This window comes from Micromonospora sp. HM134 (assembly GCF_007833915.1).
Lineage (GTDB): Bacteria > Actinomycetota > Actinomycetes > Mycobacteriales > Micromonosporaceae > Micromonospora > Micromonospora wenchangensis.
In genome coordinates, this window is the sequence record NZ_CP041061.1 from 1149041 (window position 1) to 1171112 (window position 22072).

Annotated in this window: 15 protein-coding genes; 11 read left to right on the forward strand and 4 right to left on the reverse strand. The window is 75.0% G+C overall.

The genetic code is table 11. From position 1 onward, the window contains the following. Positions 1-13 precede the first annotated feature (13 nt). From FJK98_RS05440 to FJK98_RS05460, 5 genes are read left to right on the forward strand one after another with little or no spacing between them, the layout of a single operon-like run. Complete coding sequence (locus tag FJK98_RS05440) at positions 14-1786, forward strand: carbamoyltransferase C-terminal domain-containing protein (RefSeq protein ID WP_145918051.1); 1773 nt, start codon at positions 14-16, stop codon at positions 1784-1786. Continuing rightward, positions 1783-5331: a non-ribosomal peptide synthetase gene (locus FJK98_RS05445; RefSeq protein ID WP_145918052.1), complete on the forward strand. Its 3549-nt coding sequence runs from the start codon at positions 1783-1785 to the stop codon at positions 5329-5331. Before FJK98_RS05440 ends, FJK98_RS05445 begins: the two co-directional genes overlap by 4 nt. Continuing rightward, positions 5312-6514: a cytochrome P450 gene (locus FJK98_RS05450; RefSeq protein ID WP_088641855.1), complete on the forward strand. Its 1203-nt coding sequence runs from the start codon at positions 5312-5314 to the stop codon at positions 6512-6514. The genes FJK98_RS05445 and FJK98_RS05450 overlap by 20 nt, the downstream gene beginning before the upstream one ends. Further along, positions 6515-7786, forward strand: a complete 1272-nt coding sequence (locus FJK98_RS05455) for an MFS transporter (RefSeq protein ID WP_145918053.1) — start codon at positions 6515-6517, stop codon at positions 7784-7786. 45 nt (positions 7787-7831) lie between these two features. After that, entirely contained in the window at positions 7832-9526 is a 1695-nt protein-coding gene (locus FJK98_RS05460) for a condensation domain-containing protein (protein ID WP_145918054.1), read from the forward strand. An 84-nt stretch (positions 9527-9610) separates the two neighbouring features. On the opposite strand, the gene FJK98_RS05465 is transcribed toward FJK98_RS05460, so the two are convergent. Then, positions 9611-11896, reverse strand: a complete 2286-nt coding sequence (locus FJK98_RS05465; protein WP_145918055.1) for a DUF4153 domain-containing protein — start codon at positions 11894-11896, stop codon at positions 9611-9613. A gap of 139 nt (positions 11897-12035) precedes the next feature. Here FJK98_RS05465 and FJK98_RS05470 point away from each other — a divergent pair, with 139 nt between their 5' ends. Further along, positions 12036-13010, forward strand: a complete 975-nt coding sequence (locus FJK98_RS05470) for a lytic polysaccharide monooxygenase (RefSeq protein WP_145918056.1) — start codon at positions 12036-12038, stop codon at positions 13008-13010. Between the two features lie 120 nt (positions 13011-13130). Here FJK98_RS05470 and mgrA read toward each other — a convergent pair whose 3' ends face one another. Beyond that, entirely contained in the window at positions 13131-14120 is a 990-nt protein-coding gene (gene mgrA, locus FJK98_RS05475) for an L-glyceraldehyde 3-phosphate reductase (RefSeq protein ID WP_145918057.1), read from the reverse strand. A 164-nt stretch (positions 14121-14284) separates the two neighbouring features. Between mgrA and FJK98_RS05480 the strand changes: the two genes are divergently transcribed. Beyond that, positions 14285-14782, forward strand: a complete 498-nt coding sequence (locus FJK98_RS05480) for a hemerythrin domain-containing protein (RefSeq protein WP_145918058.1) — start codon at positions 14285-14287, stop codon at positions 14780-14782. A 273-nt stretch (positions 14783-15055) separates the two neighbouring features. On the opposite strand, the gene FJK98_RS05490 is transcribed toward FJK98_RS05480, so the two are convergent. After that, positions 15056-15538 (reverse strand): hypothetical protein, encoded by a 483-nt coding sequence (locus FJK98_RS05490; protein ID WP_145918059.1) that lies wholly within the window; start codon positions 15536-15538, stop codon positions 15056-15058. Positions 15539-15653: 115 nt separating this feature from the next. Here FJK98_RS05490 and FJK98_RS05495 point away from each other — a divergent pair, with 115 nt between their 5' ends. The 3 genes from FJK98_RS05495 (at position 15654) to FJK98_RS05505 (ending at position 19655) form a co-directional block, all read left to right on the forward strand. Beyond that, positions 15654-17135 (forward strand): magnesium chelatase, encoded by a 1482-nt coding sequence (locus tag FJK98_RS05495; RefSeq protein ID WP_145918060.1) that lies wholly within the window; start codon positions 15654-15656, stop codon positions 17133-17135. A gap of 2 nt (positions 17136-17137) precedes the next feature. Beyond that, positions 17138-19093 carry a VWA domain-containing protein gene (locus FJK98_RS05500; protein WP_145918061.1) on the forward strand — a complete coding sequence of 652 codons (1956 nt, stop codon included), beginning with the start codon at positions 17138-17140 and terminating at the stop codon, positions 19091-19093. A gap of 82 nt (positions 19094-19175) precedes the next feature. After that, complete coding sequence (locus FJK98_RS05505) at positions 19176-19655, forward strand: hypothetical protein (protein ID WP_228544531.1); 480 nt, start codon at positions 19176-19178, stop codon at positions 19653-19655. Here FJK98_RS05505 and FJK98_RS05510 read toward each other — a convergent pair. Next, positions 19620-20693, reverse strand: a complete 1074-nt coding sequence (locus FJK98_RS05510; RefSeq protein ID WP_228544532.1) for a GlxA family transcriptional regulator — start codon at positions 20691-20693, stop codon at positions 19620-19622. The two genes, FJK98_RS05505 and FJK98_RS05510, sit on opposite strands and share 36 nt — an antisense overlap. Positions 20694-20763: 70 nt before the next feature. Between FJK98_RS05510 and FJK98_RS05515 the strand changes: the two genes are divergently transcribed. After that, positions 20764-22062 carry an MFS transporter gene (locus FJK98_RS05515; RefSeq protein ID WP_145918062.1) on the forward strand — a complete coding sequence of 433 codons (1299 nt, stop codon included), beginning with the start codon at positions 20764-20766 and terminating at the stop codon, positions 22060-22062. Positions 22063-22072 lie beyond the last annotated feature (10 nt).

The window sequence follows — 22072 nt, forward strand, 5'->3', positions numbered from 1 at the left end:
AAGGTTGACGACAATGCTGACGCTGGGATTCAGCGGCCTCGACCGCGGCACGGCGCTCAAGCGCGCGATACTCGGCGACGGGTGGCGGCGGGAACAACGGATCGTCCAGGGCCTCGACTCGGCGGCGGCGCTGGTCGACGAGACCGGGGTGATCGCCGCCGCCGCCCAGGAACGCTACGACGGCGACAAGGGCACCGGCCGTTTCCCCCGGGACGCGATCGACGCCTGCCTGCGGGCGGCCGGGGCGACGATGCGCGACGTCGCGGTCGTCGCCCACGGCTTCCGCTACGAACCGTCCCCGGTCTGGCAGCTCGACCACCTCTCCACCCGCTGGTACGAGGAGGTGTACGCGCAGCGCGTCCAGCGGGAGGTCTTCGCCGTCCACTACCCGCCGGCCGTCGCCGAACCCCGGTTCGTGCACGTCGGGCACCACGTGGCCCACGCCGCGAGCAGCTACTACCTCAGCGGGTTCGACGAGGCGCTGGTGGTGGTGGCCGACGGCATGGGCGAGCAGGAGTCGCTGACGGTGTTCGCGGGGCGGGGCGCGGTGCTCGACCCGCGCGGCAGCTACCCGATCATGAGTTCGCTGGGCATCCTCTACAGCGTCTTCACCCACTATCTCGGCTTCCAGCCCGGGATGGACGAGTACAAGGTGATGGGCCTGGCCCCGTACGGCGACCGGCAGCGCTACCGGGCCACCCTCGACGAGTTCGTCCGGCTCGACGCCGACGGCGGGTACGCCGTGCCGCTGCTGTCGGCCAACAAGTCCCCGCTGGAACGCGAGACGCACCAGGGGGTGCTGCGCCGGCTGGAGGAGAAGCTCGGCCCGGCCCGCGAACCGGACACGGAACTGGGGCAGCACCACATGGACGTGGCCGCCGCCCTCCAGGACGCGCTGGAACGCACCCTGCTGCACGTGCTGACCGAGTACCGCCGCCGCACCGGGCTGCGCCGGCTCTGCCTGGCCGGCGGGGTCGCGCTGAACTGCTCGGCGAACGGGGTGATCCTGCGCAGCGGCCTCTTCGACGAGGTGTTCGTCCAGCCGGCCTCCGGGGACGACGGCACCGCGCTGGGGGCGGCCCTGGCCGCGCTGCGCGAGGCGCGGCCGGCGACGCCGACCGGGATGCGGATGCCGTACTGGGGGGACGGGTGCACCGCCGACGACGTCGCGGCGGCGCTGCGGGACCTCGGCCCGGGTTTCGAGGTCCGCCGGTACGCCGAGGCGGACCTGGTCCGCGAGACCGTCGCGCTGATCGAGGGCGGGGCCACCGTGGCGGTGTGCCAGGGCCGGATGGAGTTCGGCCCGCGTGCCCTGGGCAACCGCAGCATCCTCGCCGACCCGCGCTCACCCACCATGCGCGAACACCTCAACACGGTGGTCAAGCAGCGTGAGGAGTTCCGCCCGTTCGCCCCGGCGGTGCCGGTGGAGGACGCCGCCCGCTACTTCGACATCCCGCCGGGCACGGAGGCGGCGTTCCGGCACATGCTGATGGTCACCGGCGTCCGGGAGCCCTACCGGGACCGGTTGCCCGCCGTCACGCACGTCGACGGGTCGGCCCGGGTGCAGGTGGTACGGCGCGAGGACGCGCCGCTGTTCTGGGGGCTGCTGCGCGAGATGGGCCGGCGGACCGGGCTGCCGGTGCTGGTCAACACGTCGTTCAACCTGCGGGGTCAGCCCATCGTCCGGACCCCGGCCGAGGCGGTCGCCACCTTCGCCCGGTCCACCCTGGACGCCCTCGTCCTCGACGACCACCTGGTCCGCCGCACCGCCGGGGGGCCCGCGTGAGCGTCGACCACGAGCCGGCGGCGGTCGACACGCCGCCGTACGAGGAGATCGTCCGGGCCGCCTTCGGCCAGGTGCTCCGGCGGGCGGAGATCGCCCCGGACGCTGACTTCTTCGACCTCGGCGGGCAGTCCCTCCAGGCCGTGGAGGTGGCGCTCGAACTGCGGCGGCGGATCGGCGTACCGGTCGAGATGGACCTGCTGTTCCGCTACCGACGGCCGGTCGACCTGGTGGCGCACCTCGCCCGGCTCGCGCCGCCGGCCCGCCGGGTGCCGATGTCGCCGACCGAGGAACGGCTGCTGTTCCTGGACCGGCTGCACCCGGGCTCGCCGCTGTACTGCGTCCCGGTGCGGTACGAGTTCGCCGGTGCGGTCGACGCCGAGGCGCTGCGTGCCGCGCTCCAGGAACTGGTGGACCGGCACGGGGCGCTGCGGACCTGCTTCCCGGCGGACGGGCGGAAACTGGTCCGGTCGGCCGCCACGCTGCCGTGGACGGCCGTCGACCTGTCCGGGGAGGAACCGGAACGGGCCGCCGTCGAGTCCCGGCGACACCTCGACGCGGAGGCCCGCCGCCCGGTCCCCACCGACGTGCCGCCGCTGGCCCGCGCCTGCCTGGTCACCGAGCCCGGCGACCGTTCGGTGCTGCTGCTCACCCTGCACCACCTGATCGCCGACCAGCACTCGCTGGACCTGCTCGACAGCCAGCTCCAGCAGGCGTACGGCGCCCGGGTCGGCCTGGCCCGGGAGTTGCCCCCGGTGCGCCGCCGGGGCCTGGCCGGCCAGCCCGACGCGGCGGAGTCACTGGCCCACTGGCGGGAACAGCTCGCCGGCCTGGACGGTCGGCTGGCGCTGCCGGCCGACCGGCCCCGACCCGAGGTGGTGGGCCCGGCGGGCGCGGTGGTGACCGCGCCGCTCGACCCGGCGCTCGTCACCCGGCTGACCGACCTGGCGCGGGACTGCGCGGCGTCGGAGTTCATGGTGCTGCTCGCCGCCTACACGGCCTTCCTCAGCCGGGTCGCCGCGCCCGGGGGCACGACCCACGCGTCCGACGTGGTGGTCGGCGCACCGTTCGGCGGGCGGACGGTGGACGACGAGGACACCGTCGGCATGTTCGTCAACGTCCTGCCGATCCGGGCCCGGATCGACGCCGACACCACCTTCCGGGAACTCGTCGGCCAGGTCCGTGGACAGGTAAGTGCCGCGCTGGCGTACCAGTGGACGCCGTTGCAGGAGCTGGTGGCGGAGCTGGCCGACGCCGCCGGGCCGGACGGGCACCCGCTGACCCAGGTCGGCATCTCGCACGTCGACGACCGGGACTGGCACTGGGCGCCGGCCGGCGCACCGGCCGTGCGGGAGGTGCTGTCCACCGGCACCGCGAAGTTCGAGCTGCTGTGGACGGTCACCACCGGGACGACGTCGGCGACGTCCGCCCTGGAGGTCGCCGCCGACCTGTTCACCCCGGACCGGGCCCGGCAACTGCACGCCACCCTGCTGGCGGACCTCGCCCGGCTCAGCGCGACCCCGGACGCGACGGTGGTGGACGCGGTGGCGTCGGGACCGTCGACGGCCCCGGAGGTCGCCCACGGGTACGTCCGCCAGCCCGTCGAACGGCCGGTGCACGAGGTGGTGGCGCTGCGGGCGCGGGCCCACCCGGAGGCGGTCGCGGTCCGGCACGGCGACCGGAGCCTCAGCTACGGCGCGCTGGACACCGCCGCCGCCGGGCTCGCGCGGCGGCTCGTCGCGGCGGGCGTACGACCGGGGGACCGGGTGGCGGTCGCCGCCGGGCGGGGCGCGGACGCGGTGACCGCGTTCCTGGCCGTGCTGCGCGCCGGGGCGGCGTACGTGCCCGTCGACGTGGCCCAGCCGCCGACCCGCAGCCGGGCGATCGGGCGGGACAGCGGGGTACGGCTGGCGCTGTGCGAGCGGGGCCGCGAGGACCACGTGCCGCCCGGGGTGCCGACGATCGAGCTGGCGCCGGTCGGTGCTGCGGCGGGGGCGGCCGGTGCCGCCGGACCGGTCGCGTCGGCGCACGTCCCGGTGACGGTGCGGCATCCCGCGTACGTCATGTACACCTCCGGGTCCACCGGTGCGCCGAAGGGGGTGGTGGTGCCGCACGAGGCGATCCTGCGCCTGGTGCCGCACTCCAACTTCCTGCGGCTGGGGCCGGACGACGTCGTCGCGCACCTGTCGAACACCGCCTTCGACGCGGCCACCCTGGAGATCTGGGGGGCGCTGTGCGCGGGCGCGACGCTGGTGGTGGTGCCCCGTGAGGTCGCCCTGTCGCCGTACCGGCTGGGGCGGTTCCTCGCCGAGACCGGGGTGAGCGTCATGTTCACCACGAACGCGCTGCTCAACGCGATCGTCACGCACGTGCCCGACGCCTTCGCCCGGCTACGGGTGCTGCTCGTCGGCGGCGACCAGTACGCGCTGGCGCAGATCCGCCGGATGCTGGCCGCCGGTGCGCCCGAGCACCTGGTCAACGCGTACGGGCCGACGGAGAACACCACCTTCTCCGCCGCGCACGAGGTCGTCCCCGCCGACCTGGACCGGGGCGTCATCCCGATCGGCGGCCCGATCGACGGCGGCTACCTGCGGGTGCTCGACGACCGGTTGACCCCGGTCGCCCCCGGCGGCACCGGTGAGCTGTACGTCGGTGGGCAGGGGCTGGCCGACGGCTACGTGGGTGATCCGGGGCGTACCTGCGCGGCGTTCGTCGCGGACCCGTTCGCCGTCGTGCCCGGCCAGCGGCTCTACCGCACCGGCGACCTGGTGCGGCTGCGGCCCGACGGGGACGTGGTGTTCCTCGGCCGCCGCGACGACCAGGTCAAGATCAGTGGGTTCCGGGTGGAGTTGGGTGAGGTGGAACGGGTCCTCGGCGACTGCCCGCAGGTGGGTGACCACGCGGTGCTGGCGGTCACCGACGCGGAGCCGGTGCAACTGGTCGCCGTGTCGACGGGCCCGGCCGACCCGGCCGAGGTACGGGAGTTCCTGCGGGCCAACCTGCCCACCTACATGGTGCCGGCGCGGTGCCACCGGCTGCCCACCCTGCCGGTGACCCCCAACGGCAAGGTGGACCGGGCGGCGCTGCTGGCGGCGCTCGGCCGCGACCCGGACCCGGAACCGCCCGCCCCCGCCGACCCACCCCGTCCCGCCGGCCCGCCCGGCCCCGACGGCGCCGCCATCTCCGACGGTGCCGCCGACTCGGCCGGTGCGTCCCGGGCCGCCGGCCGCACCGGGCCCGGCGACGTCTCCGGCGGTGCGTCCGGGGCTGCGGTACCGGCGGGGGACCCGGTCGCCGCCGGGCTCGCCGACATCTGGCGGGACCTGCTGGGGGTCGCCGAGTTCGGCGCGGACAGTCAGTTCTTCGCGCTCGGCGGCACCTCGATCAAGGCCCTGCACCTGGTCGGCGCGGTGCACCGGCGGTTCGGTGTCGACCTGCGGATCGTCACCGTTTTCCGCCGGCCGTCCTTCGCCGACCTGGCCCGGGAGATCGCCGACCTGGTGCGGACCGAGCAGAGGGGGAACGGCGATGGACCTGGGCGACCCTGACCTGTACCTCGACCCCGGCCGGTTCGCCCGGTGGCGTCGGTACGCCGCCGACGACGCCGTGCTGTGGAGCGACGCCGGCACCTCACCGGGCGGCTTCTGGTCGGTCTTCTCGCTGGCCGGGTGCCGCGCGGTGCTGGCACCGAAGGCCGCGTTCACCTCCGAGTACGGCATGATGATCGGCTTCGACCGCGACCACCCCGACAAGGCGGGCGGCGGGATGCTGGTGGTCGCCGACGGCCCCCGGCACACCCGGCTGCGCAGCGTCATCATGCCGTTCCTGTCGAGGGCGATGGCCGAGTCGCTGGAGGACACCGTCCGGCAGGAGGTCCGCCAGCTCGTCGCGGACGCCGTGGCGGCGGGCGGCCTCGACGTCGCCGCCTCCCTCGGGCCGGTGATCCCGGCGAGCGTCGTCTGCCGCCTGCTCGGCGTGCCGGCGACCGACCGGGACATGCTGATCGAGCTGACCAGCCACGCCTTCGGCGGCGCGGACAGCTCCTTCGACCGGATGCCCCCGGACGCGGCGCACTCCGAGATGATCCTCTACCTCGCCGACCTGGTCGCCGAGCGGCGGCGCAGCCCGGGTGACGACCTGATCAGCGCGCTGGCCGGCGACCCCCGGTTCGACCTGCGCGAGGTGCTCCTCAACTGCGACAACGTCCTGGTCGGCGGCAACGAGACGACCCGGCACGCGATCGCCGGCTGCTTCCACGCGCTGGCCACCGCCGCCGGGACCCTGGACCGGCTGCGGACCGATCCGGACCTCGTCGGGCCGCTCGTCGAGGAGGTCATCCGGTGGACCTCACCCGCGATGCACGTGCTGCGGGTCGCCACCGAGGACGTCGAACTGCCCGGTCAGCGGGTGGCCAGCGGCGAGGCGGTGGTGGCCTGGCTGCCGGCGGCAAACCGCGACCCCCGGCACTTCGCGGCGGCCGACGAGTTCCGTCCCGGCCGCCCCGCCAACCACCTGGGTTTCGGGTACGGCCCGCACCACTGCCTGGGCGCGGCGCTGGCCCGGCTGGAACTGCGGGCACTGCTGCTCGCGCTGGCCGAGTTCGTCGACTCGGTGTCCGTGGTCGGCGAACCGGTGCCGCTGCGCTCCAACCTGGTCCACGGCTACCGCCACCTGCAGGTACGGCTGGAACCCGTCGGCCGTGCCACCAACCACCGAGAGGCGCTGAGTTGAGTGACCGCGTTCAGGGACGCCCGGTTCCGCCGGCTGTACGTCGGCGACGCCCTGTCGGGCTTCGGGGACACCGCGCTGCTGCTGGCCCTCGGCATCTGGGTCAAGGACCTCACCGGGAGCAACTCGGCCGCCGGTGCCGTGTTCCTGGCGATGGGCCTGCCGGTGCTGTTCGCTCCGCTGGCCGGCCGGCAGATCGACCGGGTACGCCGCAAGCCGCTGCTGATGGCCACCAACGCGATAGCCGGGCTGGCGGTGCTGGCGCTGCTGCTGGTACGGACCGCCGAACACACCTGGATCATCTACGGCGTCGCCATCGTGCACGGCTGCGTCGCCACGGTGCTCATGGCGGGGCGCAACGCCCTGCTCAAGGATCTGCTGCCCGACAGTGACCTGGGCTCGGCCAACGCGGCGTTCGGCACCCTGTTCGGGTTCACCCGGATTCTCGCGCCGCTCGTCGGTTCCGGCATCTACGCCGCGTTCGGCGGTCACCTGCTGGCGCTGATCGACGCGTTGACCTTCCTCGCCGCCATCACCGCGTTGGCCACGGTGCGGGTCGTCGAGTCGCCACCGGAACGCAGCGGGGAACGGTTCGGCACCGAGCTGCTAGCCGGCCTGCGTCACATCCGGTCGGTTCCGCTGTTGTCCCAGGTCACCGTGGTCAGCGCCGTCGCGTTCGGGGCGGTGGGCTTCCTGGAGCCGATCATCTTCGTGGTGGTCGAGGACGGGTTGCACCGGCCGGCGGCGTTCTTCGGGGTGATCGTCAGCGTCCAGGGGATCGGTTCCATCGTCGCCGGCTTCACCGGGGCGTGGCTGCTACGCCGCGTCGGCGAGGCGCGGGCCATCGGCGGTGCCCTGATCGGCCTGGGGGTGGGCTGCGCCGCCCTGGCCGTCGGCGCGACGGCGGTGGTGCTGGGCGGGGCGGTCGGCATCGGGCTCGCGGTCACCTGGTTCTCGATCGGCTGGAACACCCTGTTGCAGCGGCACACCCCGTCGCGGCTGCTGGGGCGGGCCTTCACCACGGCGGGGATGCTGGTGACGATCCCGCAGACGGCGGCCATCGGCATCGCCGCCGCCCTCATCGTCGTCGTCGACCACCGGCTCCTGCTCGCCGTCCTGTCGCTGGTGATCCTGCTGGCCGGGCTGCGCCTGCTGACGCACCCGAAACCGGCCCCGGAACCCGCGCCCACCGACGCCGACCCGGCCCCGGCCGGTGGACCGGCAGCCGACCGGGACGCGGTGCCCGGCGGCGTGGTGCCCGGTCGCCGGGAGTGACCGGTCCCGTGTCCGTCCGACCCATCCCGACCCGGGGGTAGCCAGATGACCACAGCCGAGACGTCGACCGCCGTACGGACGGTGCGGGTGCCCTTCGCCGGGCTCCGCGCGGGCCGGTGGCCGATGCCCCACGGTCAGAGCAACGTCTTCGACTGGCTGCCGCACGAGGGCAGCGGCGCGGTGTTCGTCGGGTACGCGGACCTGCCCGCCGGCCGTACCGTCGACGACGTCCGCGCGGCGGTCGGCGTGCTGGTCTCCCGCCACGAGGGACTACGCACGGTGTACGAGGTGGGCCCCGGCGTGGAACGGGCCCAGGTGGTGACCCGGGACGGCCACGTCGACCTGCTGCTGCTCGAACTCGGGTCGGGGGCGTACGACCGGACCTGGATCAGTGATCCGCCCCGCCCGTTCGACCACGGTGCCGAGTTCCCCGTCCGGATGGCGGTGACCACGGACGCCGGGGTGCCCGTCCGGGCCGTCTTCGAGTTCTCCCACGCCGTCGCGGACCTGGTGGCCGCGAACCTCGTGCTGGACGAACTCGTCGGGCTCGTCGCGTCCCCCGCCGACCGCACCGTGGGCCCGCCGGCCTGGCAGCCCGCCGACCAGGCCGAGCACGAGCGGACCCCGCAGGCGCGGCGACGGATGGCGCGGACCCTCGCCTACTGGCGGCAGCAACTGCACACCATTCCGCCCTGCCTGCTCTCGGTGCCGGCCCGGCGGGAGGGGCCGGCGGAGTTCCGCCTCGCGACCCTGCGGTCCGGGCCGGTCGCCGAGGCGATCGACGCGGTCGCCAGGCGGACCAGGGTCACCCCGGCCAGCGTCCTCGTCACCACCATGGCGACCCTGCTGTCCTGGTGGACCGGCACCGAACTGGCGGCGCTGGAGGCCCTCTACAGCAACCGCGCGCTGCCCCGGATGCAGAACTTCGTCGGCAGCATCGCGCAGAGCGCGCTGGTCCCGTTCAGTCCGGCCCCCTCGTTCCACGAGACCCTGCGCCGGACCCACCTGGCGATCTTCAACGCCTACCAGTACGCCTACTTCGACGCGACCGCCGTGGAGGAGTCGGTCCAGTCGATCGGCTCCCAGCGGGGCTGCCAGCGGCACCGGGACCTGGTGATCAACGACATGAGCAGCACCCGGGGCGGCGTCTTCGACGGGCGGGCGGGGGTGCCGGTGCACGGGACCGAGGTGGAGAGCGGCCTGGACGCCACCACCACCGACCCCGTCCGGCTCACCATCCTGCACACCCGGCCCACCGTCGTGGTCGGTCTCACCCACGACGTGCGGCACGTGACCACCGACGAGGCGGCGGCCCTGCTGTGGTCGATGGAACGCATCCTGCTGACGGCCGCCGAGCGGGACATCGACCTCGCCCGGCTGGGCGATCTCGTCGACCTCGACAAGGTGGTACGCGGTCCGGAGTGGGTGGAGATCGACGCCGCCTGGATCGACGTCACCGCCAGCGAACAGGTGCTCCGGGCCGCGGCCGGCGACCCGACCGCCCGGATCGTCCTGCGCACCGGGCCCGGCGGCAGCCGGTCCCTCGTCGGCTACGCCGCCCCGGCGGACCCGCGCGTCGGCCCCCGCGAACTGCACGCGGCGGTGATGGCCACGCTCGGCGGCCGGCACGGCGCGACGGCCCCCGACTCGTACGTCCTGTGCGCCCACCCGCCCCGTCCACCCCGGGACGAGGCCGGGTGGCGGGCCCAGCCGATCCGCGCGGCGGGCACCGGCCGCTGACCGTACCGCCGCGTCGTCGCCGCAACCGGGCCCGCCGCCCGTCCGGCCCGACCCGGCCGTCCGACCCGACCGGGCGCGGGGAGGTCAGCGCGGGGTGCGTCGGGTCTTCGGCAGGTCGAACTGGTCGGCGGCCTTGCAGTCCTTCTGCCCGCCGACCGCGCGTGGACCCAGCCGCTTCAGCTCCGCGCGGGCCCGGCTGCGGCCCAGGTTCCAGGCGTACCACGGGTCGGGTTCGGCGAGGTCGTCGTCGATCCAGCTCAGCGTGCAGCGGCGGACCCGGTCCGGCAGGTTGGCCAGGGCAGGGGTGGCGTCGGCGGAGAGTGCCCGCAGGTACCAGGCGTCGATCTTGCCGGACTGCTCGTACCGGGCGATGTTGCGGCGGGCCGCGTAGTCCTCCGGGTTGAGCACGGCCAGGCTGAGCAGCATCACCACGGCCAGCCCGACGGTGACGCCGGGAATCCAGCGGCCCCGCCACCGTACGCCCGCCGCCAGGATCATCAGGAAGACCGCGCCGAGCAGCAGCTCGAACGCCATCACGAAGATCCGTTCGCCGGTGAAGCTGTAGACCTTCTGGTAGGTGTACATGCGCGACAGCGCCGACACCACGATCACCACGCTGAGCGCGCTGAGCAGCCCGAGCAGGACCCGCAGCAGGACCCGTTCGGCCCGGGTCTCGCGTCGCGCCCAGCGGCTGACCCCGCCCAGCACGGCCACGGTCAGCAGGGTCACCACGGTCAGCTGCCAGAATCCGCTGCGCGCGTACTCGGCGTAGCTCAGGCCCGCCGTGCGCAGGACGTGCCGCTGACCGCCGAAGAGCACGGTGAACTGGACCGCGACGAAACCGACGAAGAGCAGCGTCAGGGCGGCGATGGCCGGGGCCCACTCCAGCATGCCCAGCCGCCGCCGGCCCTCCCGGTCGACGGTCGACAGGTCCGGCGGCGCGGCCAGGGTGTACGTGGCGGCGACCGCGATCGATCCACCGACGGCGGCCAGGAAGAGCCAGCGGATCACCGTGCCGACGTTGACCTCGGGCACGACCGCGCCGAGCACCTGGTCGAACGCGGCGTCGGCGGAGGACAACAGCAGCCCGAAGACGAGCAGCACCACGGCGGTGGCGACGACCGAGCCGGCGACCCGGGGCACCATCTGGCCGCCGCCGGTGGCGGTCACGTGCCGGCGTACCCAGGGCAGCCCGCGCAGCGCCGCGAACGGGGCCGCGACCAGGCTGAACAGGAGGGAACGGACCTGCCTGCCGCCCACGATCGCCAGGGCCGCGCAGCCCAGCGCCCCGAGGACGCAGAAGGTCACCAGCCACCAGGCGTTACGGAATGCCGGCACGGCCAGCAGCGCCAGCGCGGCCACCGCCCAACCGCCCCGGATCAGCCTGTCGGTGCGGGTCAGCGCGTCGGCGGTGCGCCGGACGGCCGCGACCACCCCGACGGTGAGGACCAGCCAGCCGAGGAACCAGCCGATGCCGGTGCGGGTCAGCGGGACGAAGAACGCCACGCCCAACGCGCCGGCCAGCACCGCCGCCGGCACCGCCCAGCCGGTGGCGGGTCGGGGACCGGGCCACCGGGTGCTCAGGAACGACGGCGGGGGCGGGGTCGGGGTCCAGGCCCCGGGTACCCCACCCCACTGTGCCGGCCGGCCGCCGGTACCGAACCCGGCGGGCCCCGGCAGGCCGGGGACGGGTACGCCGGCCCCGGGGGGCGGTTGCTGGCCGGGGGGTACGGGCCGACCCGGGCCGGACCGTGGGCCGGGCGTCGCCGGGGCGGCGGTCGGGGGCGGGCTGGGCTGGCCGGTCGGGGCCGGCGCGGCGTCCGCCGGGGCCGCAGCGGTGCGCGGTGCCGGCACGCTCACCGGCCGGCCGGACCCGCCGGCCGCCGGTCCGCCAACTGCCGCCGCGTCAGCCGCCGGGCCGGGCGTCACCGGGTCAGCCGTCGCCGGGTCGGACTTCGCCGGGCCGGGCGTCGCCGCGTCAGCCGTTGCCGGGCCGGGCACCGCCGGGTCGGTCGGGGCCGGGGTGGCCGGTGAGTCGTCGGCGGCTGCTGCCGGGCCGGGCGAGGTCACCAGGGGCGGGGTGGTGACCGGGCCGGCCGGGAGGACCGTCGCGGGCGGTCCGGCGACGCCGGGCGCGGTGTCCCCGGCCGTCGGCACCAGGGGCAGGAAGAGCGCGTAGCCGAGGGTGCCGTCCGGGACCTGGACCGGGATGGCCCAGCCGGGTTCACCCTCCCGACCGGGCCACCTGATCGCCGGAGGCAGCCCTTCCTGGGCGGGCACGGTCAACAGGTACGGCAGCCCGCCGACCGGCGGGGCGCCGGGTGGCGGGCTGCCCCCGGGGGAGTCTGACGTCGGTTCCGGCTCGGACACGTACGCTCCTTGATGCGGGAAAGTGCGGTCACTGTAGAGCGAACCCGCCCCTACCGCCGCCCCCTGCCCCCGTACGGCACCACCGGCGCGTCGAACCTTTGCCCGTCCGCATCCGTACCAAGGGCGGGAGGTCGACCAGATGACCGTACGCGCAACGTTCGCCGCCCTCGCGGTCGTGGCGGTGACCGTGCTGCTCGACGCGGCTCCTGCCGCCGCGCACGGCGCACCGACCAGCCCGTTGAGCCGTTCGGCGGCCTGTGGCCCGGAGGGGCCGCACGTCTCGACGCCCGCCTGCCTGGCGGCGGTGTCGGCGGGCGCGGCGCTGCGCGAGTGGGACAACATCCGGGTGTACGGCGTCAACGGCCGCGACCGGCAGCGCATCCCGGACGGCGAGCTGTGCAGCGGCGGGCTCTCCGCCTACCGGGGGCTGGACCTGGCGCGGGCGGACTGGCCGGCGACCGAGTTGACCGCCGGGGCGCGCTACACGTTCCGCTACCGGGGCACCATCCCGCACAAGGGCACCTTCCGGCTCTACACCACCCGCTCCGGGTACGACCCGCGGACGCCGTTGCGCTGGGCGGATCTCGACACGATCCCGTTCCTGTCGGTGACCGACCCGCCGCTGCGTGACGGGTCGTACCAGATCCCGGGGCGGCTGCCCGCCGGGTTGACCGGGCGGCACCTGATCTACACGGTGTGGCAGAACTCCGACACCCCGGACACCTACTACTCCTGCTCCGACGTGCTGTTCCGCCCGGCGGGCGGCGTGTTGGCGGCCACCCCGGCCGACCCGACCCCGGCTGCCACCGACCCGGCCGCCACCGACCCGACCGGCGGCACGACGACCGACGCCGGCCCGGACGAGGCCGCCTCCGCCGGGGCGACGCCGGCCGGCGACGGGTCCGCCGGCCCGGCCGGGGAGGCCGGCGTACCGGTGGCGTCGGTGACCCAGGTCGGCGGCGGCAACCTCCGGTTGGTGGTGGGCGCGGCGGTGGTGGTGACCGTGCTGCTGGTGGCGGTGGTGGCGACCCGCCTGCGCCGCCCGGCACCCGTCCCGCCCGGCCGCCCCTGCGGCGTCCGCAACCACCGGGCCGGCCGCCGCCGCGTCTGGTGACCCGCGCCGGGCGGCCATGATCCATACAATCGTCGGCCAGCCAGCGGTGTCCCCGAGCCCGGATGCCGCATCATCGGCCCACCAGCCCAGGCCCAGGGCGGGCCCAGCCAAGCCCGGCCGTCAGGCGAGGAGGCGGTCGATCTCGGTCAGGTCGTCGGGGGTGAGGTCGAGGTGGCGCAGGGCGGCGACGTTGCCCTCCAGTTGGGCGACGCTGCTCGCCCCGATGATCAGGCTGGTCATCCGGGGGTCGCGCAGCGCCCAGGCCAGGGCGAGCTGGGCCAGCGTCTGCCCCCGCCGTTCGGCGACCCCGGCGAGGCCCCGGACGGTGGCGAGCCGCTCGTCGGTCACGTCGTTCTCGTCGAGGAAGACGCTCGTGCGGACCCGGGAGTCGGCCGGGATGCCGTCGAGGTAACGGTCGGTGAGCAGCCCCTGGGCCAGCGGGCTGTACGCGATACAGCCCGCGCCGACCTCGGCCAGCGTGTCGAGCAGCCCGTCGTCCTCGGTCCAGCGGTTGACCATCGAGTACGACGGCTGGTTGATCAGCAGCGGGGTGCCCAGGTCACGCAGGATCGCGGCGGCCCGCGCGGTCTGCTCCGCGTCGTAGTTGGAGACGCCCACGTAGAGCGCCCGGCCGGAGCGGACGATGGCGTCCAGCGCCCCCATCGTCTCCTCCAGCGGGGTGTCCGGGTCGAAGCGGTGGGAGTAGAAGACGTCGACGTGATCCAGCCCCATCCGGCGCAGCGACTGGTCCAGCGACGAGATCAGGTACTTGCGGGAGCCCCACTCGCCGTACGGGCCGGGCCACATCAGGTAGCCGGCCTTGCTGGACACCACCAGCTCGTCCCGGTACGGCTTCAGGTCGGTGGCGAGCAGCCGGCCGAACGCCTCCTCCGCCGCGCCGGGCGGCGGGCCGTAGTTGTTGGCCAGGTCGAAGTGGGTGATGCCGAGGTCGAACGCGCGGCGGACGATGTCCCGCTGCCTGTCGAACGGGCGGTCCGGCCCGAAGTTGTGCCACAGCCCGAGCGAGATGGCGGGCAGTCGCAGGCCGCTGCGCCCGCTGCGGCGGTAGGTCATCTGGTCGTAGCGGTCGTCCGCGGCGAGGTAGGTCATGATCTCGACCCTAGTGCGGCCGGGGACGCCGCCGGCCGGGTGCCGGGCGGCCCGGGGCGGGTCGGCTCCGAGGTCGGCCCGGCAAGACGGGCATGCCGTCCGGTCGGCCGGGGTACCTTCGGGCAGCGCTACCTGCCGCCCGACATGGGGGAAGTGAACCGATCATGGACGACATCACCGCGCTGATCCTGGACGACCACGCCGCCTTCCGGCGCGGTTTCGCCCGCCTGGACGACGCCCGCGACGAAGCCGAACTGCTCGCGGTCTGGGAGGCGCTCGCCCTGCACCTGGACGTCCACGCCGAGGCGGAGGAGGCGATCCTCTACCCGCACCTGGTCCGGCACGGCGACGACGGCGAGGACGAGACCGCCGACGCGATCGGTGACCACAACAAGATCCGCGACGCGATCGCCGAGTCGAAGCGGCATCCGGTCGGCTCCGACGAGTGGTGGGCGGCGGTGTGGCAGGCCCGACGGGAGAACAGCGAACACCTCGCCGAGGAGGAGGACGAGGCGCTGCCGGACTTCCGCCGCCACGCCTCCGTCGAGCTGCGGGCCGAGCTGGGCGCCCGCTGGCTGACCTTCTACGGCGAGCACAGGTCCGGCCGCAACCTGCGCTTCGCCGACAAGGACCCGCAGCGGTACGTCGCCGAGCACCGCTGACGGCCGGCCCGACGGGTGGGGTGCGAGCGCCGCTCATGGACCGGCGAGCACGGGCACGTAGACGCAGAGCCCGGCGAGCGCCGCGAGGCCGGTGGAGCCGGTGGGTCGAGGAGCCAGATCCCGGCCACCGGGGTCATCACGCCGCTACCGAAGCCGGACAGCAGGGAGATGGTCGCGAACAGCACGGCGTTGCGGCGCATCCGCCCTCCAGTGCCGAGTCCCGTCGACTCATCCCGGTATTGAGTGATACGCGCGCAATGAGGACGCCTGGTGTCAATGAGACGTTGACAGGGTGGTCCGTAGGTCCGTCGAGGCGGACCGGACCGGCGCCGGCAGTCGCTCGTGCCCGGCCTCCGCGAGGTCGTCGGCGACGTGCGACGCCAACGTGTACAACGAGCCCGGCTCGGCATCGAGGGCTGACGCGACGGTGCGGCGGACGAGCGTCGCCCGCGGGAACCGGTCGTCCCAGCGCCGATCGGCGTCGATCCACCGGTGCAGCCGTTCGACGGCGGCGCGCAGCGCCGTGATCCGCGCGGGCCAGCCCAGGTCGAGGTCCCGCCGCCGCGCCCGGCGGGCGGCGGTCAGGCGCTGCCAGCGTTGCTCGGCGGCCTGCCGGCTGCTCAGCCCCAGCGCGCCGGCGAGTTGCGCCCAGGTGACGCCGGCGTGGCGGGCCCGGTCGATCAGCTCCAGCTCCCGCTCGTCCAGGCGACGGCGGGCGGCGCGCAGGCCGGCCAGTTCGTCCAGCTCCGGCACCATGTGTCAATGGTACGTTGACAACGGTCCGCCAGGCAGGCCAGCCCCGTCGGGGCCGGGAGGGTTCACGGCATCGATCCCCAACGAGGTGGACCGCCGGCCACCCGAGCGCGCTAGCGTGGGTCGGGTGACTGCGCCCAACCAGGCTCTCCCGGTCCCGCCCGCCGACCTGCCGGGCACCCTCGGCGCGCTGCGCGCCGCCGGACACCGGTACCAGACCGTCAAGCAGGAACTCCGCCACAACCTCCTGGCCCGGATGCGCTCCGGCGAGGACCGTTTCCCCGGCATCGTCGGCTACGACGACAGCGTGCTGCCCGAGGTCGAGCGGGCGTTGCTCGCCGGCCACGACATGGTGCTGCTCGGCGAACGCGGCCAGGGCAAGACCCGACTGATCCGCTCGCTGGTGGCGCTGCTCGACGAGTGGACCCCGGTGCTGCCCGGCTCGGTGCTCAACGAGCATCCGCTGCACCCGCTCACCCCCTCCTCCCGCGCGTTGGTCGCCGAGGCCGGTGACGACCTGCCGATCGGCTGGCTGCACCGCTCGATGCGCTACGGCGAGAAGCTGGCCACCCCGGACACCAGCGTCGGTGACCTGATCGGCGACGTCGACCCGATCCGGCTGGCCCAGGGGCGTACCCTCGGCGACCCGGAGACCATCCACTTCGGGCTGGTGCCGCGCACCAACCGGGGGATCTTCGCCGTCAACGAGCTGCCCGACCTGGCCGAACGCATCCAGGTGGCGTTGCTCAACGTGCTGGAGGAGCGGGACATCCAGGTCCGTGGCTACCAGCTCCGCCTGCCGCTGGACCTGTTCCTGGTGGCCAGCGCCAACCCGGAGGACTACACCAACCGGGGCCGGATCATCACCCCGCTCAAGGACCGGTTCGGCGCGGAGGTCCGTACCCACTACCCGGTCGACCTGGAGCTGGAGCTGGCGCTGATCCGGCAGGAGGCCGACCTGGTCGCCGAGGTGCCGGAGCACGTGCTGGAGGTGCTGGCCCGGTTCGCCCGCGCGGTGCGCGAGTCGTCGTCGGTGGACCCCCGGTCCGGCGTCTCCGCCCGGTTCGCCATCGCCGCCGCCGAGACGGTCGCCGCCGCCGCGTTGCGCCGCGCCGGCCTGCTCGCCGGCCCCGCCGGCACCGCGTCGGCCGCCGGCGACGCCACGGTACGGCCGGAGGCGCCGGTCGCCCGGGTCGGTGACGCGGTGTCGGTGACCTCGACGTTGCGCGGCAAGGTCGAGTTCGAGAGCGGCGAGGAGGGGCGGGAGATCGAGATCCTGGCCCACCTGCTGCGGACCGTGACCGCCGAGACGTTCCGGGCCCGGCTGGCCGGACTGGACCTCTCCGGGTTCACCGCGCTGGTCGCCGAGGGGGCGGTGATCGAGACCGGTGAGCTGGTCTCCTCGGCGGAGCTGCTGCGTCAGGTCGGCACCGTGCCGGGGCTGGCCAAGGCGCTGGACCGGCTGGGGCTGGGCGACGCGCCCACCCCGGAGCAGGCCGCCGCCGGGGTCGAGTTCGTGCTGGAGGGGCTGCACCTGACCCGCCGGCTCGGCAAGGACGTCACCGAGTCCGGCCGTACCGTCTACGGCGGTCGGAGCTGAGCATGGCCGGCAACCGGTTCCGGTACGGCCAGTGGCAGGGCGGCCCCGATCCGCTCGCCCCGCCGTACGACGTGCGTGCCGCCGTGGACTCCGTCGGCGCGGAGGTGCTGGCCGGCGGCAGCCTGCGGGAGGCGCTCCGCGACCTGCTGCGCCGGGGCCCGGACAACCGGGGCGGCCTGGACGAGCTGGCCGCGCGGGCCCGCCGGCTGCGCCGGGAGGCGCTGCGCCGGGGTGACCTGGACGGCGCGGTGACCCGGTCCCGGGCGCTGCTCGACCAGGCCCTCGCGGCGGAACGGGACGCGCTGCGCGGGCGCACCGACGACGACGCCCGGTTCGCCGAGACGGTGCTGGACAACCTGCCCCGCTCCACCGCCCGCGCGGTGCAGGAGCTGGCCGGGTACCGGTGGACCAGTGACGAGGCCCGGCAGGCGTACCAGCGGATTCTCGACGGGCTGCGCGGCGAGGTGCTGGAGCAGCGGTTCGCCGGGCTGCGGGACGCGGCGCGGGCCGCCGGTGACCCGGCCGTGCAGGCGCAGCTCGCGGAGATGATGCGGGACCTCAACGACCTGCTGGCCCGGCACGCCCGCGCGGAGGACACCACCGACGCGTTCGCCGAGTTCATGCGCCGGCACGGCGAGTTCTTCCCGGAACAGCCACGCACCGTCGACGAACTGGTCGACGTGCTGGCCCGCCGGGCGGCGGCGGGGGAGCGGCTGATGCGGTCGCTGTCCGACCGGCAGCGCGAGGAACTGGCCGGGCTGATGCGGCAGTCGCTCGGTGACCGGCTCGCCGGTGAGCTGTCCGCCCTCGACGGCCACCTGCGTGCGCTGCGCCCCGACCTGAACTGGCAGCGCGGCGAGCGGGTCCGGGGCGACGAGCCGCTCGGCTACGGTGAGGCCACCGGGGCGCTTGACGAGATCGCCGAGCTGGACGAGCTGCTCGACTCCCTCGACCAGGAGCACCCGGGGGCCACCCTGGACGACGTGGACGTCGACGCGGTCGCCCGGACGCTGGGCCGCGACGCCGCCGACGACGTACGCCGGTTGCGGGAGCTGGAACGGGAGCTACGCCGGCAGGGCTGGGTGAGCCGGGACGCCGACGGGTTGACGCTCAGCCCGAAGGCGCTGCGCCGACTCGCCGGCACCGCGCTGCGCCGGGTCTTCGCCGATCTCACCGCCGGCCCGCGCGGCCAGCACGACCTGCGTACGGCCGGGGCGGCCGGCGAGGTCAGCGGGGCGTCCCGGCAGTGGGAGTACGGCGACGAGCAGCCCCTGGACGTGGTGCGCACCCTCACCCGGGCGGTACGCCGGGCCGGCCCCACCGTGCCGTTGCAGCTCGCCGTCGAGGACTTCGAGGTGGTGGAGACGGAACGGCGGGCGTCGGCGGCGGTGGCGCTCTGCGTGGACCTGTCGTACTCGATGGTGTCGCAGGGTCGGTGGGGGCCGATGAAGCAGACGGCGCTGGCGCTGTCGCACCTGATGGCGACCCGGTTCCCGCAGGACGCGTTGCAGATCGTCGGGTTCGGCCTGGAGGCGGTGCCGTTGACCCAGCAGGAGCTGGCGGCGGTCGAACCGGACCTGCGGCAGGGCACCAACCTCCAGCACGCGCTGCGGCTGGCCGGTCGGCACCTGCGCCGGCATCCGGGGGCTGAGCCGGTGGTGCTGGTGGTCACCGACGGCGAGCCGACCGCCCACCTCGACCCGGACGACGGCGAGGCGTACTTCCACTGGCCGCCGCTGCCGGAGACGGTCCGGGCCACCGTCCGCGAGGTGGACCGGCTGGCCCGGGCCGGGGTCACGCTCAACCTCTTCCTGCTCGGTGAGGACCCGGGCCTGCGCCGGTTCATGGACGCGGTGGCCCGCCGTTCCCGGGGTCGCCTGTTCACCCCCGACCTGGGTGACCTGGGCGAGTACGTGGTCTCCGACTACCTGCGGTCCCGACGCAGCTCCGGGCGCTGACCGCGCCCGGTCGGTGGGGGCCGGGGCGCCCGTCCGGGTGATCCGGGCGGCACAACCGTCCACCCGCCCCGGTGGTACGGGGTTGACTGGGGGTGTGGAGCTGCGCGGGGTCTACCGGAGCCTGCTCGCCGAGGTCGAGGCGGGCGGGTTCCGGCCGGCCCCGCCGGGCGGGTGGGACGCGGAGCGGATCGTGGCGCACCTGGTCGTCAACGACGAGCTGATGAGCGAGGCGACCGAGGCGGTGCTGGCCGGTACGCCGTTCGCCTACTACGACCTGACCGGGGTGCACCGGCCCGAGTTGGACGCCCTGGTCGCCGAGTGTGGCGGGCTGCCCGGCCTGGCCACCCTGCTGCGCGCCACCAGCGGGCGGCTCTGCGGCCTGGTGGACCGGCTCGGGCCGGCCGCCGACACCCCGGTCGAGACGCACCTGCGGGAGGGTTTCGACCTGGTCGTCGACGAGCCGCTGCCCTGGTCCCGCACCCTCGACCTGCACGCCCGGGTGCACCTGCCCCGGCACCTGGCGCAGCTACGGATGCTCCGCGACCAGCCGCAACCCGCCTGACTCCGTCCCGGACGGCCCGACGGCAGGCCCGGACGGCCCGGCGGCTGGACCGGACGGCCCGGCGGTGGGGGTGCGGCGGAAGGTGCGCCGGTAGGCCGAGGGGGAGACGCCGATCCGGGTGTTCAGGTGTTGGCGCAGGGCGGCGGTGGTGCCGAAGCCCGCCCGCCGGGCCACCTGGTCGACGGCCAGGTCGGTGGTCTCCAGGAGCAGCCGGGCATGGTCGGTGCGCTGCTGGAGCAGCCACTGCGCCGGGCTCAGCCCGGTCTCCGAGCGGAAGTGCCGGGTGAAGGTGCGTACGCTCATCCGGGCGTGGGCGGCCAGTTCCCGCAGGGCGACCGGCTCGTGCAGCCGCTGCCGGGCCCATTCCCGGGTGGCGGCGGTGCCGCTGGCCGGGGTGCGCGGTACGGGCCGTTCGATGTACTGGGCCTGGCCGCCGTCGCGCCAGGGTGGCACCACGCACCGTCGGGCCGCCCGGTTGGCCACCTCGCTGCCGTGGTCGCTGCGCACGACGTGCAGGCACAGGTCGATCCCGGCGGCCACCCCGGCCGAGGTGAGCACCCGGCCGGAGTCGATGAACAGCACGTCCGGGTCGAGGTCGACCTGCGGGTAGAGCCGGCGGAACCGGTCGGCGTGCGCCCAGTGGGTGGTGGCCCGGTGCCCGTCGAGCAGCCCGGCGGCGGCCAGCGCGAACGCGCCCGTGCAGATCGACATGATCCGCGCGCCCCGGTGGTGGGCGTCCCGTAGCGCGCCGGTGACCGCCGGGTCGATCGTGCCGTCGGTCATCGGTGGGCCGGCGTGCAGGCCGGGCACCACCACCGTGTCGACAGTGGCCAGCAGGTCGAGCCCGTGGTCGGGGAGGACCCGGAAACCGGCGGAGCTGCGGACCGGGCGGCCACCGGGGGTGCAGGTGTCGACGGTGTAGAGCGGGTGCCGGTCGGCGGTGCGGGCGGCCCCGAAGACCTGGGCCGGGGTGCCCAGGTCGAGGCCGACCACGCCGTCGAGGGCGAGCACGCCGATCCGGTGCGGCCTGATGGTCATGGCCCGATTATTGCGCACCATGGCTTTCCGGCCACTCGTCGCCTGCCGGGGCGTACCCGAGACTCGGAGCGTGACCCGAGCCCGTCGTCTCCACCCGGCCTGGACCGTAGCCGCCGTCGCCTTCGTCGCGCTGGTCGGCGCGGCCGGCTTCCGCGCCACCCCGTCGGTGCTGCTGCACCCGCTGCACGCCGAGTTCCGCTGGCCGCTGGCCACCATCTCCGCCGCCGTCTCGGTCAACCTGCTGCTCTACGGCCTGACCGCACCGTTCGCCGCCGCCCTGATGGACCGGTTCGGCATCCGCCGGGTGGTCGCCGGCGCGCTGGCGCTGGTGGCGCTCGGCAGCGGCCTGACCGTCTTCATGACGGCGAGCTGGCAGCTCATCCTCTGCTGGGGCGTCCTGGTCGGGCTGGGCACCGGCTCGATGGCGCTGGCCTTCGTCGCCACCGTCACCGGGCGCTGGTTCGTCCACCGCCGGGGGCTGGTCACCGGGGTGCTCACCGCCGGTGGGGCCGCCGGTCAACTGGTCTTCCTGCCGCTGCTCGCGGTGCTGGTCCGCGACCACGGCTGGCGTACGGCCGCGCTGGTGGTGGCCGGGGCGGCACTCGCGGTCGTCCCGCTGGTGGCCCGGTGGCTGCGGGAACACCCGGCGGATCTCGGCCTGCCCGCCTACGGCGCGACCGAGGTGACGCCCCGGCCGCCGTCGGCCGGCGGGGCCGCCGCGCGGGCGGTGGCCGCGTTCACCGCCGCCGCCAGGACCCGCCCGTTCTGGCTGCTCGCGGGCGGCTTCGCGATCTGCGGGGCGACCACCAACGGCCTGGTCGGCACCCACTTCGTGCCGGCCGCGCACGACCACGGCATGCCGCAGACCACGGCGGCGGGCCTGCTCGCCCTGGTCGGGCTCTTCGACATCGTCGGGGTCGTCGCCTCGGGCTGGCTCACCGACCGGATGGACAGCCGGCTGCTGCTGGCCGGCTACTACGGGCTGCGCGGGCTGTCGTTGTTGCTGCTGCCCGCCCTGTTCACCGGCGGCACCGGGCCGAGCATGCTGGTCTTCGTCGTCTTCTACGGCCTCGACTGGGTGGCGACCGTGCCGCCGACGGTGGCGCTGTGCCGGGAGTACTTCGGCGACTCGGCGGCGGTGGTCTTCGGCTGGGTCTTCGCCGCGCACCAGTTCGGGGCGGCGTTCGCGGCGACCGGCGCCGGCCTGGTCCGCGACCGGCTCGGTGACTACACGCCGGCCTGGTACGCGGCCGGGGCGCTCTCCATCGGCGCCGCCCTGCTGTCGCTGCTGCTGCGCCGCCGCCGCGCGGCACCGGTGCCGGTCCTGACGCCGGTCCGGCCCGCCGGGGCCTGGAGTTACCGGGGCTGACCGGCGCGGG